This is a genomic window from Nitrobacter vulgaris, from assembly GCF_031453995.1.
Taxonomy (GTDB): Bacteria; Pseudomonadota; Alphaproteobacteria; order Rhizobiales; family Xanthobacteraceae; genus Nitrobacter; species Nitrobacter vulgaris.
The window spans coordinates 25,834-37,621 of the sequence record NZ_JAVDPZ010000014.1; the positions used below are offsets into that span (position 1 = coordinate 25,834).

General features: G+C 59.4%; 13 protein-coding genes and 1 other RNA gene. 7 read left to right on the top strand and 7 right to left on the bottom strand.

The window, feature by feature from the left end:
• Window positions 1-146 precede the first annotated feature (146 nt).
• The gene (gene miaA, locus GGQ85_RS10480) at window positions 147-1,079 is read right to left on the bottom strand and encodes a tRNA (adenosine(37)-N6)-dimethylallyltransferase MiaA (RefSeq protein ID WP_309774460.1); all 933 of its coding nucleotides are present in this window, start codon (window positions 1,077-1,079) and stop codon (window positions 147-149) included.
• On the opposite strand from miaA, the gene serB reads away from it, so the two are divergent.
• Entirely contained in the window at window positions 1,078-1,971 is an 894-nt protein-coding gene (gene serB, locus GGQ85_RS10485) for a phosphoserine phosphatase SerB (protein WP_309774461.1), read from the top strand. The two genes, miaA and serB, sit on opposite strands and share 2 nt — an antisense overlap.
• A gap of 127 nt (window positions 1,972-2,098) precedes the next feature.
• Here serB and GGQ85_RS10490 read toward each other — a convergent pair whose 3' ends face one another.
• From GGQ85_RS10490 to GGQ85_RS10515, 6 genes are all read right to left on the bottom strand, one after another.
• Window positions 2,099-3,589, bottom strand: coding sequence for a Do family serine endopeptidase (locus GGQ85_RS10490; protein ID WP_309774462.1), 1,491 nt, complete (start codon window positions 3,587-3,589; stop codon window positions 2,099-2,101).
• Between the two features lie 387 nt (window positions 3,590-3,976).
• A complete protein-coding gene (locus tag GGQ85_RS10495; protein ID WP_079447378.1) occupies window positions 3,977-4,177 on the bottom strand; it encodes a DUF2065 domain-containing protein in 201 nt (66 codons plus the stop codon).
• Window positions 4,178-4,211: 34 nt separating this feature from the next.
• Window positions 4,212-5,108, bottom strand: a complete 897-nt coding sequence (gene hflC / locus GGQ85_RS10500; protein ID WP_309774463.1) for a protease modulator HflC — start codon at window positions 5,106-5,108, stop codon at window positions 4,212-4,214.
• The gene (hflK, locus tag GGQ85_RS10505; protein WP_079447380.1) at window positions 5,105-6,250 is read right to left on the bottom strand and encodes an FtsH protease activity modulator HflK; all 1,146 of its coding nucleotides are present in this window, start codon (window positions 6,248-6,250) and stop codon (window positions 5,105-5,107) included. The genes hflC and hflK overlap by 4 nt, the downstream gene beginning before the upstream one ends.
• Before the next feature lie 155 nt (window positions 6,251-6,405).
• The gene (locus GGQ85_RS10510; protein ID WP_309774464.1) at window positions 6,406-6,939 is read right to left on the bottom strand and encodes a dihydrofolate reductase; all 534 of its coding nucleotides are present in this window, start codon (window positions 6,937-6,939) and stop codon (window positions 6,406-6,408) included.
• A complete protein-coding gene (locus GGQ85_RS10515) occupies window positions 6,936-7,730 on the bottom strand; it encodes a thymidylate synthase (protein WP_309774465.1) in 795 nt (264 codons plus the stop codon). The genes GGQ85_RS10510 and GGQ85_RS10515 overlap by 4 nt, the downstream gene beginning before the upstream one ends.
• A 117-nt stretch (window positions 7,731-7,847) precedes the next feature.
• Here GGQ85_RS10515 and ssrA point away from each other — a divergent pair.
• The 6 genes from ssrA (at window position 7,848) to GGQ85_RS10545 (ending at window position 11,725) form a co-directional block, all read left to right on the top strand.
• Window positions 7,848-8,206, top strand: a transfer-messenger RNA (tmRNA) gene (ssrA, locus tag GGQ85_RS10520).
• A gap of 167 nt (window positions 8,207-8,373) precedes the next feature.
• On the top strand, window positions 8,374-8,925 hold the full coding sequence (locus GGQ85_RS10525) for an SspB family protein (RefSeq protein WP_079447382.1): 552 nt from the start codon (window positions 8,374-8,376) through the stop codon (window positions 8,923-8,925).
• Window positions 8,926-9,012: 87 nt separating this feature from the next.
• On the top strand, window positions 9,013-10,422 hold the full coding sequence (gene fumC / locus GGQ85_RS10530; RefSeq protein WP_309774466.1) for a class II fumarate hydratase: 1,410 nt from the start codon (window positions 9,013-9,015) through the stop codon (window positions 10,420-10,422).
• Window positions 10,423-10,650: 228 nt separating this feature from the next.
• Entirely contained in the window at window positions 10,651-10,839 is a 189-nt protein-coding gene (locus tag GGQ85_RS10535) for a DUF4169 family protein (RefSeq protein ID WP_309774467.1), read from the top strand.
• A complete protein-coding gene (locus GGQ85_RS10540) occupies window positions 10,836-11,090 on the top strand; it encodes a ribbon-helix-helix domain-containing protein (protein WP_079447385.1) in 255 nt (84 codons plus the stop codon). The genes GGQ85_RS10535 and GGQ85_RS10540 overlap by 4 nt, the downstream gene beginning before the upstream one ends.
• 302 nt (window positions 11,091-11,392) lie before the next feature.
• The gene (locus GGQ85_RS10545) at window positions 11,393-11,725 is read left to right on the top strand and encodes a ribbon-helix-helix domain-containing protein (protein WP_309774522.1); all 333 of its coding nucleotides are present in this window, start codon (window positions 11,393-11,395) and stop codon (window positions 11,723-11,725) included.
• Window positions 11,726-11,788: the final 63 nt, after the last annotated feature.

Genomic DNA, 11,788 nt, shown 5'->3' on the forward strand with positions numbered 1-11,788 from the left:
TTTACAGCTAACGTTCCCAAAGGTTGCGCGGGTTATACGGGGCGGATTTGCGGCCGTCAACGGTGTTTCGATGCAAATAAGCCGGTTTCGGCGGTTTGGAAGGGGGCCGAGGGGCCAGACGCCTCAGCGCGAAACGTCAAACCCCCTTAGTCCAGCGCCTTTCTGGCCTCCTCAGGCCGCACCCAGGCGAACTCTGTCAACTGATGGCGAAACCAGGTGAACTGCCGCTTGGCATAGTGGCGCGTGTCGGCGCGCCCGATCTGGGCGGCCTCCGCCAGCGAAATCTCGCCGCGCAGATGCCGGACCAGCGCGGGGACGCCATGCGCCTTCATTGCCGGCAGGAACGGGTCGAGACGCCGTTCGGCCAGCGCCGCGACTTCCTCCAGCGCCCCGGCCGCCAGCATCGCATCGAAACGGGCGTCGATCCGCGCGTAGAGCACTTCACGATCCGGAGCAACGAAGACCGCCCTCGCCCGCTCGGGCGGCAGCAACGGCGGCAAGCCATCGCTATGCCAATCGATCAACGAGCGTCCGGTCGTCTCGACCACTTCGAGGGCACGGGCGATGCGGGCGCGGTCGCGCGGTTTCAGACGTTGCGCCGCCGCCGGATCGCGCCGCGCGAGAACAGCATGAAGCACTTCGGCCCCATCACGTTCGAGGCGCGCTCGGACGTCATCGCGCACCTGAGACGGAATCGGCGGCACCGCCGACAGGCCGCGCGTCAGCGCTTTGAAGTAAAGGCCGGAGCCACCGACGAAGATAGGCACCCGGTTTTGCGCGCGAGCTTCGGCAAGAGCGACCGCTGCATCGGCGACCCACATCCCGGCGGAGCAGTTCACGCTCGCATCGACATGGCCGTAGAGCCGGTGTGGCGCTCGCGCCTCCTCATCAGGGGTCGGCCGCGCGGTCAAGATGCGGAGATCTCGATAGACCTGCATGGAGTCGGTATTGATGACGACGCCGCCCGTCCGTTCGGCAAGCGACAACGCTAACGCAGACTTGCCGCTCGCGGTCGGCCCTGCGATAAGCACGGCATCCGTCGCCTGCCCGTTTACCTCGCCAGAGCTCTCCCCATCCATGTCGCTCGTCGCCACGCTGATCTGCAATCCGGTTAACCCCGCGCTCGATAGCACGGTGCTCGACGGCGCGCGCGCAATTCTGAGCAATGCCGGCCCGGCGCGCTGGCTGTGGGACGAAGTCGCGGCCGACATTCCCTTCGAAAGCGACGAGCCCATTCCGGCCATTGCGCAGCGCCTGCGCGAGGCGCGAGGCGATCTGCCGATCGACGTGGTGATCCAGCCGCAGCTCGGCCGGCGCAAGAAGCTGTTTCTGGCCGACATGGATTCCACCATGATCGGCCAGGAGTGCATCGACGAACTCGCCGATTTCGCCGGTCTCAAGGCACATGTAGCAGCAATCACCGAGCGTGCCATGCGCGGCGAAATGCAGTTTGAAACCGCGCTGCGTGAGCGCGTGGCGTTGCTGAAGGGTCTTTCCGTATCAGTCGTAGACGAGGTGCTGGCAAAGCGCATCACGCTGACACCGGGCGGGCGCGAATTGGTCATGACCATGCGCTCCAATGGAGCCTATACCTGCCTGATCTCAGGCGGCTTCACCTTGTTCACCAAAGCAGTGGCCGCCATGATCGGTTTTCAGGAAAATCGCGGCAATACGCTACTGGTCGAAGACGGAAAATTGTCGGGCGCGGCCGCCGAACCGATCGTCGGTCGCGAGGCGAAACTTGCAACTCTGATCGAACTGCGCGAGGCCTCCGATCTCGACAATCTTGATACGCTGGCGGTCGGCGACGGCGCCAACGACCTCGGCATGATCCAGCAGGCTGGCCTAGGTGTCGCCTATCACGCCAAGCCCGCGGTTGCCGCGGCAGCAGCAGCCCGAATCGATCACGGCGACCTTACCGCCCTGCTCTATGCGCAGGGATATCGACGCGACGAGTTTGTGAACGCTTGAGTCCATTCAGACTTAAAGCGCAATCAGCCGCCGTCCCTGTTTATTGTTCAGTGATCCACGTCTTTCGCCGCTCCATCGAACGGCGATTGCCCCGACCACGACAACCGCGCTCCGATGTGGTTCGTACCTACTTCAGGCTCAGCGCCACAAACCGCAGTTCGCCGGCGCCGTTCGAAACCATCAGCAACACTGCCTTTTTGCCGTCCTTCTTCAGTTGATCGACGCGCTTGCGGATATCGGAAGCGCTACTCACGGCCTCCTGCGCCACCTCTACGATGACGTCGCCGGCGCTGAGCCGCTTCTCGGCCGCGTCGGAATCCGCGTCCACATCGGTGACGATGACGCCCTTGACACTGTCCTTAATCTTGTAGCGCGCACGCAGATCCTTGCTAAGCGTGGCGAGATCGAGACCGAGCGCCTTCTGCGTTACGGGCTTGTCGTCGTCATCAGGCTTGGTCTTGATCGAGACGGGCGTTGCCTTGTCGCTGTCGTCGAGGCGTCCCAGCGTTACCTTCTTGGTCTCTTCCTTGCCTTTGCGAATGATCGTGACCTTGACTGTCTTGCCAACTGCCGTGTCGGCGACAAGGCGAGACAAATCTTTCGGCTCCTTGATGTCCTTTCCGTCGAAAGCGATGATGACATCGCCGGGTTCGATGCCGGCAGGTTTAGCTGGACCTTTATCCTCCACGCCGGCAACGAGCGCCCCGCGGGTCGGTTTGATATTGAGGCTGTCGGCGATCTCGTCGGTGACCTGCTGGATACGGACACCAAGCCAACCTCGACGCAACTCACCGAACTGCCGTAATTGATCGACAACGCCTGCTACCGTCTTCGACGGCACCGCAAAGCCGATCCCGATAGAACCGCCCGACGGCGAGATGATCAGCGTATTCACTCCCACGACCTCGCCCTCGAGATTGAACAGTGGACCACCGGAGTTGCCACGGTTAATGGAGGCATCGGTCTGGATGTAGCTGTCATAGGGGCCGTTGTTGATGTCGCGGTTGCGCGCCGAGACGATCCCGGCGGTAACGGAACCGCCAAGACTGAACGGATTGCCGATGGCAATCACCCATTCGCCGAGCCGCAACTTGTCGGAATCACCGAACTTGACGGCGGTCAGCGGGTGCGGCGGCTTGAACTTCAGCACCGCGAGATCGGTTTTCTTGTCGACCCCGACGGTTTCAGCCTTGACCTTGGTGCCATCATTCAGAATGACGTTGATCTCGTCGGAATCCGCGATGACGTGATTATTGGTGACCACAATTCCGGCGGCATCGACGATGAATCCGGAGCCGAGCGAGTTTGTTTTGTGCGTTTGCAGGCCGCCATTCTTGCCGCCGCGGCGATTCTTGAAGAAGTCGTCGAAGAACTCCTCGAACGGTGATCCCGGCGGAAGTTGTGGAATGGCGCGGCGGCTCTCGCCGCTCTTTGCTTCAACGGTTTGGGTCGTCGAGATGTTGACCACCGCGTCGATCACCTTTTCCGCCACGTCGGCGATGCCATCGGGACCGCGGGCCAGCGCCGGCTCGGATATCATGGCGCTAGCGGCGCTGAGGCATAGCGCGATCAGCAGGGAACGCCGGCGAAAGCTCAACGCGTGAATCGCTCGGATCATGTTTCGAGTCTCTCCTGGAGAAGCATATTGCCGGGCATACACTGCGCCGGACGCCGAACACGCGCAAGCAGCGAAACGGCGCTCGCTGATCCATCGGGATTTCCGATTACGGCAAAAAGCTGGCACCACCTTCACGATACGTTGCAAGCTCAGGCTTTCGAAGCGCTCCCGCCCGTTGGCTCCGGTAGGTTTCCGCCACTGATAGAAACAGAAGCGGCGATCTATCTTTTGATACGATACGGCCTCTTCATGCCGACCGACGGTCTTCGCGCGAAAACCTATGATATTCACTCGCATGATCTCAGCGATCGTCGCGGCGATTGCCTAGAATTACAGCATCACTGGCGGATCAAACTATAGAGTCGGTGGCCGCCAAGAGCCTGCCCCCTAACGCCTGACCAGCCAGATCAGGATAAGGCCCACGATTGCCGACCCGATACCCACCATCCGCAAAATGTGTTCTGGAGCTGCCAGCGCACTTTTCATCGCTCGCCGCGTCCAATCCGGTGCCGCGGCAAACAGGATGCCTTCAAGCATGAAAAGGATACCGAGACCGATAAGAAAATCGGCGAAGGCGATGGAACCCATCGGCGGCGTCTCCCGGCATCGCGATCTTTCGGGTTTACGGCTTCGCCGCCGATGCCGCAGGCCTGCCGCTTGGATGCCCGAAGAAACGGAAGAAGTCGGAATCGGGCTTCAGCAGGAAGCGGGTAGCGCTGCCCTTCAATCCGTTCTGGTAGGCGGTCATTGACCGGTAGAACGCAAAGAAGTCCGGGGCCTTGTTGTAGGCCTCGGCAAACAGCCGGTTGCGCTCGCCATCGCCCTGGCCGCGGATCTGCTCGGCCGCGGAATTGGCCTCGGCCACGATCACGGTCGCTTCGCGATCAGCCTTTGCCCGGATCTCCTGCGCTTTCTGACCACCCTGAGCGCGGAACTCGGCGGCTTCCCGTTGTCGCTCAGTCTGCATGCGCTGATAGACCGCCTGACTGTTCTGGTCCGGCAGATCGGCTCTCCGAATCCGAACATCGACGACCGAGATGCCGTATCCGCTGGCCTCCTTGTCGAGCTGGTCGCGGATGCGACCCATCAGTTGTTCGCGCTCATCCCGCACCACCTGGATGAAGGTGACCTCGCCCAGAACACGACGCAACGACGCATTAAGCAGTGTCGTCAACTGGATATTGGCTGCCTGGACGGAGCCGACGCTTTGGTAGAAGCGCAGCGCATCCTTGATTCGATAGCGCGCGAACGCATCGACAACGAGCCGCTTCTGGTCCGACGCAATGACTTCCTGCGACGCCTGCTCGAGGTCCAGAATTCGTTTGTCGATCTGGATCACGGAGTCCACAAACGGCGCCTTGAAATGCAGTCCCGGCTCGGTGACGACACGCACCGGTTCACCCAGTCGCACCAGCAACACCTGATCGGTCTGGCTCACCGTGAAAACGGAACTATATCCCACCACCAGCAAGGCCAGCCCCACGAGTAGCCCGGCAATCCCTAAAACTCCGATTTTCATCGGGCGCTCCCGTTCGTCCTGGCTGGCTGGTTCGCGGTCCCGGCACCACGCGGCGATGTCAATTCGCTCAGCGGCAGGTAAGGCAAGATACCCGGCGACGATGAACCCGGATCGTATACGAGCTTGTCGGCGTCTCCGAGCACATGCTCCATGGTCTCCAGGTAGATGCGCTCGCGCGTCACGTCAGGCGCCGTTTTGTAGGCCTCATAAACCTGCAGAAACCGAGAACTCTGGCCCTTGGCTTCGGCGATGGCCTGTCCCTTGTAGCCTTCAGCATTCTGCACGATCTGCGACGCCCGGCCGCGCGCATCGGGAATAACTCGATTGGCGTAGGTCTGGGCTTCGTTCTGCAGCCGCTCGAGGTCAGCACGCGCCGCCTGCACGTCGCGGAATGAATCGATGACCTGAGCCGGCGGATCGACCTTCTGCATCTGCACCTGCTGAATCAGAACACCGGCACCATATTCATCCAGGGTCTTCTGCATCAGTTCATGCACCGAAGCTTCAATTTTGGTTCGCTCGGACGTTAGAATGGGTTGAATATCCGAACGTCCCACCAACTCGCGCATCGCACTTTCGGCCACCGCTTTGACGGTACCTTCCGGATTCTGGATATTGAACAGGAAGTCACCGACCCCGCCCGGCTTGATCCGCCACAATACCGTGAAATCGACGTCGACGATGTTTTCATCGCCCGTCAGCATCAGACTTTCCTCCGGCACATCGCGCATCGTGCTGGTGTTCCGGGCCGGGTCCTGAGCCAGCGTCAAACCGATATTGAGGGTCGAGACACGCAGCGCCTTCGGCAGCAACACGGTCTCGATCGGATACGGCAGATGATAATTGAGGCCAGGCTGCACGGTCCGTACATGCTTGCCGAAGCGCAGCACCACACCGAGTTCTTCCGACTGCACCCGGAAGAAGCCGGACATCCCCCAAATCACGACCGCGCCGACCAGGATCAGCAAGATGCCCATGCCGCTCAGGTGTCCGCCTGGCAACAGTTGCCGGATACGTTCCTGAGCCCGACGCAGCAGATCCTCAAGATCCGGTGGCTTGGGTCCAGTCGGCTGCGGGCCGGCTCCCCAAGGCCCTTTCGGACCCTGACCCCACGGCCCCCCGGTTTGATTCTTCCACGGCATCGACACTCTCCTCCGCGCGGATGGGCCTTTAAAGCCTAACCTCGCTCTCCATTCGACCTTATAGGGGACGCTCTCGGCCCTTACAACGCGGCTTGTTAGCTGCAAGGAGCTATATTCGATCAGACAAATGTCAATGCAAACATCAGGGAATGCGGTTAATGCATCCGACGGCGATATGTCACATAAGAATAATCGGCAGTGTCGCCGCTGGCCACCGTGTTTCGGCAGCGGGCGACTTCGTGCCAGATCGAAGGATCGATCGGCGGGAAAAAAGTATCCCCATCGACTTGGGCATGAACCTCGGTCACTTCGAGGCGGTCGGCTACAGGCATGGACGCGGTATAGATCTCGGCACCGCCGATCACCGCAATCTCAGCGACCGAACGCCGCATGGCATCTCCTTTTGCGATGGCGAGCGCGTCTACCAGCGATCGTGTCACCAACGCTCCGGCCGCCGTAAAGTCCGGATCGCGGGTGATGACGATGTTGGTTCGTCCCGGCAGTGGCCGACGCAATGAGTCGAAGGTTTTGCGCCCCATTACGATCGGCTTGCCGATGGTGATCGCCTTGAAGCGTTGCAGATCGGCTTTCAGCCGCCACGGGATTCCATTGCGCTGACCAATTACCCCGTTCTCGGCAACCGCAACCACCAGGGCTATTTCCGGACGCAGGGAGACAATCCCGGTCATACGGCGACCTCGGCCTTGATGTGCGGATGGGGATTGTAATTTTCGAGTTTGAAGTCCTCGTAGCGAAACGCGAAGATATCCTTCACCTCGGGGTTAATTGTCATCGTCGGCAGCGGCCGCTCGGGTCGCGCGAGTTGAAGCCGAGCCTGCTCAAGATGATTCGAATACAGGTGCGCGTCGCCCAGGCTATGTACGAAGTCGCCGGGATTAAGCCCCGTAACCTGCGCAACCATCATCGTCAGCAGCGCATAAGACGCGATATTGAAGGGTACGCCGAGGAATACGTCGGCCGAGCGCTGATAAAGCTGGCATGACAGTTTTCCGTTGGCGACATAGAACTGAAACAGGCAATGGCACGGCGGTAGCGCCATCTTATCGACATCGGCCGGATTCCACGCACTGACGATCAACCGCCGCGAATCGGGGTTGCGTTGGATCATGTCAATGACGTTGGCGATCTGGTCGATACTGCGACCGTCCGGCGCGGGCCATGAACGCCATTGCGAGCCGTACACCGGACCGAGATCGCCGTTTGCGTCGGCCCACTCGTCCCAGATCGAGACGCCGTTGTCTTTCAGATATTTAATGTTGGTCTCGCCCTTCAGGAACCAGAGCAGTTCATGCACGATCGACCGGAGGGGAAGCTTCTTGGTGGTCAGCATCGGAAAGCCCGATGCGAGATCGAAGCGCATCTGATGTCCAAAGACAGACAGCGTTCCGGTGCCGGTACGGTCATGCTTCTCCGTACCTTCGCCGAGTATTCGTTTGAGCAGATCGTGATATTGATTCATGCCAGTGGCGCTTTCGGGCGATGAACTTAGCGTCGGATCGGTTGATCTGACAGCGCCGCGCCTCATTATACCCGGGAAAATGGATCGCTGAGACGGCAAAAAAATGTGCCGTCTGGCACCCTTTTTTCCTCACGTTTTGCAGACTATATTAAAAGCGCCGGTTCGCCGGCTATGGAAATAAATGGCCGCCGCAATAAACCATTCGGACCCGGGGGCAGTACCCGGCGCCTCCACCAGAGCCCGACTCGGCAGATTTCGGGTTCTGGCGGGGGCGAAACAGGATCGACGAGGGCGTAAAGGGCTCGCTTTTTCCCGGTATGGTTCCGCCGTTATCGGGCTATGCAATAGTTGCAAACGACAACTATGCTCCGGTTGCTCAGGCTGCGTAACGCAGTTTGAAAGACCACTCTGAAGTCCTGATGGGTTAAGCTCCGTCAGGCGGGGTTCGGAGGCACCTGGCAACAGAAGCCTCCACTTTAATCCGTTCACCGCTTCAGCCCAACTGGCGACGAGAAACTTACCGGTCCGACCCCAACCGCTGCTGACCTCGCAAGATCGTGGGAGTATCATCGCGAGACGGCGCGAGTCGGCTTAGACGTTCGCGGCGATTTGCGCATACTGCCGAGGCGACGAGACCTAATCGATGCAAACCGATCATATTCGCTACGATTTGCTTACGAGCGACGCAATGCGCGGTGTCCTGCGCCGCGTGCTGATGGACGCCGCCGAGCACGGGCTGCCGGGCGAGCACCACTTTTTCATCACCTTCATGTCGACGGCCGACGGAGTGACGATATCGTCCCGCCTTCTGGCGCAATATCCCGAGGAGATGACCATCATTCTCCAGCATCAGTTCTGGGATCTGACGGTGACCGAAGATCACTTCGAGGTCGGGCTGTCGTTCGGCGGGGTGCCGGAGCGCCTCGTGGTTCCCTTCAGCGCGATCAAGGGCTTCTTCGACCCATCGGTACAGTTCGGATTGCAGTTTGAGCCGGCTGCGACAGAAACAACCGAGACGGAGAAAGCTGAGATCGAGACAAGCGCGAGCGAGACCTCGAGGACGACCCCGACTGCGCCCTCCCCGACGGCGCTGGCCGTTCCGGCCAATCCTTCTCAGCCGGCCGAAACCGAGGACAAACCTAAACCTGGCCAGGGCGCCGAGGTTGTCAGACTGGACCGCTTTCGCAAGAAGTAACCCGGGGTTGCATTTGCCGGATTGTCCTTTGGCGGGCGGAGGATTGGGCTGCGCCCCACAGCGGCATCAAACATAACGGACCGGACCATGGTTGCGTCATCACGCACGGCGAAAACGCGCACGGAAACCGATAGCTTCGGTCCCATCGAAGTTCAGGCAGACCGCTACTGGGGAGCCCAGACCGAACGCAGCCGACAAAACTTCCGCATCGGAGACGACCGGATGCCGATGCCGCTGATTCGAGCGCTCGGCATCGTCAAACTCGCAGCAGCACAGACCAATCGGGAGCTTGGCCTGCTCGACCGCCGGCGCACGAACGCAATCATTCGCGCGGCACGCGAAGTGATCGACGGCAAGCTCGACGAGCATTTTCCGCTGGTGGTCTGGCAGACCGGTTCCGGCACACAGACCAACATGAACCTCAACGAGGTCATCGCCAATCGTGCCAATGTGTTGCTCGGTGGCGAACTCGGCCATAAGAAGCCCGTTCACCCAAACGACCACGTCAACATGAGCCAGTCGTCGAATGATTCATTTCCGACGGCGATGCATATCGCGGCGGCTCATGGCATCGTGTCAGACTTGGTTCCCGCCCTGGCCGCTCTGCTCAAGGCGCTACGCGAAAAAGAAAAGGTCTTCGCTAATATCGTCAAGATTGGGCGGACTCATACCCAGGATGCAACTCCGCTGACGCTCGGCCAGGAATTCTCCGGCTATGCGGCGCAGATCGAGAGCGGTCTGGCCCGGCTCCACATAGCACTGAAGGATCTCTATCCGCTGGCGCAAGGCGGAACCGCGGTGGGGACAGGACTGAACTCGAAGCCAAAATTTGCCAAACTGTTTGCGAAAAATGCAGCACTGCTTACAAAACTCCCCTTCACAAGCGCTCCAAACAAATTTGAGGCGTTGGCTTCAAACGACGCCTATGTTTTCGCTCACGGCGCGATCAATGCAGTCGCAACGGGCCTGTTCAAGATCGCGAACGACATCCGCCTTCTGGGTTCCGGACCTCGGTCTGGCCTCGGAGAGCTGATTCTTCCCGAGAACGAACCTGGGTCATCCATTATGCCGGGGAAGGTCAACCCTACGCAGTGCGAAGCGATGACAATGGTCTGTTGTCGGGTGTTCGGAAACCATACGACCGTGACTGTGGCTGGCAGTCAGGGGCATTTCGAACTTAACGTTTACAAGCCGGTTTTGGCTTACTGTATGATCGACTCCATACAGCTGCTCGCCGACGTCGTGCGTTCATTCACCGAACACTGCATCAAAGGCATCCGTGCCGACGAGCAGCGGATTCGCGAATTGATGCAACGCTCGCTCATGCTGGTCACGGCTCTCGCGCCAAGGATCGGCTACGATAACGCGGCGAAGGTCGCTAAGGCCGCCCACGCTCGCGGATCAACATTAAAGGAGGAGGCTCAGCGGCTCGGCTTTGTTACGGCTGCGGAGTTCGACCGATTGGTGCAACCCAGCAAAATGACCCGACCAGGATAAAATGACCGGTCGGAGCTTTGTAGTTCTATCATTCTCTAACAGGCTGATATTCTAACGATCAGGGTTTTGGCAATTATTATATTCTAATATTGCGTGGCATATTAGACAAAATTTTCTACCCTGCTGCGATGCATCATGGTACATCCCCAATTATAGCCGCTTTTGGCGGAATGAATTTTCGATGTTTGCGGCTGCGCGTTCCCGGCATTCAAGACAGCGGAATTAGTCATGGGGGATGTGATTAACTTGAACAAGCGCAGGAAGCGCGCCGAACGCAAACAGGCGGCCGCCACCGCTGACGCTAATCGCGCGCGCTTCGGCCGCAGCAAAGCCGAGCGCGATCTTTCCGAACAGCAGAGGATGCGAGAACTGCGTTTGCTCGATCAACACCGCATCGACGGCGAGGACGCGTCATGAAATCGCCAGTAGTGAAACGATCGATCGTAGTGGCTGGTCACAAGACGAGCGTGAGCCTCGAGGAAGCATTCTGGAACGGGATGAAAGAAATTTCGAGTCACCGCGACATGACGCTGTCCGAACTCGTCGGGGAAATCGACAGCAACCGCCAACAGGGCAACCTTTCCTCGGCAATCCGTCTCTTCGTGCTGGACTACTTTCGAAGCCGCGCGACGACATCCGGATCCGAACACAGTCCTAGCCTCGGATAGCAGGCATCGACTCTCCGCAGATCACCAGCGCAATTCTCATCCGTATGTCTGCGCACGTCGGCGTCACGATAGTGAGCCGGGCTAGGTTATTTCCCGAATACCGACGCCCGGTACTTTCAGCTACTATTTACCTGCCTTGACGATCTGCCATCGCGCCGATCAGAGGTGGACCGCGAAGTCACCTGCATGCCCGCAGCGCGGTCCACCGACGGTCCGCAGCACCGCTTTCGCAGTTGGACCAAACAAACATCCGGTGTCGTACGCCGATGATGAAGCTTGCCGGAATACAGATGGAGTCAATCATGCAAAACGGCGAAAGCGGCGACCGCCGCGGAGAACCAGGACCATTGCGCGAATATGCCGTCGTCAAAAGATCGGTTGTCGTCGGTGGTCACAAGACCAGTGTCAGCCTCGAAGATGCGTTCTGGACCAGCCTGAAGGATATCGCGACACGGCGGGGCATAACCCTTTCCACACAAATTGCTTCGATCGATACCAATCGCAGGACCAGCAACTTGTCTTCGGCGATTCGTCTGTATGTCCTCGAGCATTTTCGCACGCGAGCGGTAAGCACCATGTTCATCGGCGAACGTCAGGCACCGTCAACGCGGCTTGTGCCGCTTGGCACGAAGTAGCTCCACTCCTGTCGGTTCGGAGCAAATCAGAAGAAACACCCGGACTTGGTCGGGGACACTTCT

Coding starts and splice junctions, on each gene's coding strand:
- hflK (WP_079447380.1), bottom strand. CDS start 6,250: ATGCCGTGGAAGAATCAAACCGGGGGGCCGTGGGGTCAGGGTCCGAAA.
- miaA (WP_309774460.1), bottom strand. CDS start 1,079: ATGGATGGGGAGAGCTCTGGCGAGGTAAACGGGCAGGCGACGGATGCC.
- GGQ85_RS10515 (WP_309774465.1), bottom strand. CDS start 7,730: ATGAATCAATATCACGATCTGCTCAAACGAATACTCGGCGAAGGTACG.
- fumC (WP_309774466.1), top strand. CDS start 9,013: ATGGTTGCGTCATCACGCACGGCGAAAACGCGCACGGAAACCGATAGC.
- GGQ85_RS10495 (WP_079447378.1), bottom strand. CDS start 4,177: ATGGGTTCCATCGCCTTCGCCGATTTTCTTATCGGTCTCGGTATCCTT.
- GGQ85_RS10510 (WP_309774464.1), bottom strand. CDS start 6,939: ATGACCGGGATTGTCTCCCTGCGTCCGGAAATAGCCCTGGTGGTTGCG.
- serB (WP_309774461.1), top strand. CDS start 1,078: ATGTCGCTCGTCGCCACGCTGATCTGCAATCCGGTTAACCCCGCGCTC.
- GGQ85_RS10535 (WP_309774467.1), top strand. CDS start 10,651: ATGGGGGATGTGATTAACTTGAACAAGCGCAGGAAGCGCGCCGAACGC.
- GGQ85_RS10540 (WP_079447385.1), top strand. CDS start 10,836: ATGAAATCGCCAGTAGTGAAACGATCGATCGTAGTGGCTGGTCACAAG.
- GGQ85_RS10490 (WP_309774462.1), bottom strand. CDS start 3,589: ATGATCCGAGCGATTCACGCGTTGAGCTTTCGCCGGCGTTCCCTGCTG.
- GGQ85_RS10525 (WP_079447382.1), top strand. CDS start 8,374: ATGCAAACCGATCATATTCGCTACGATTTGCTTACGAGCGACGCAATG.
- hflC (WP_309774463.1), bottom strand. CDS start 5,108: ATGAAAATCGGAGTTTTAGGGATTGCCGGGCTACTCGTGGGGCTGGCC.
- GGQ85_RS10545 (WP_309774522.1), top strand. CDS start 11,393: ATGCAAAACGGCGAAAGCGGCGACCGCCGCGGAGAACCAGGACCATTG.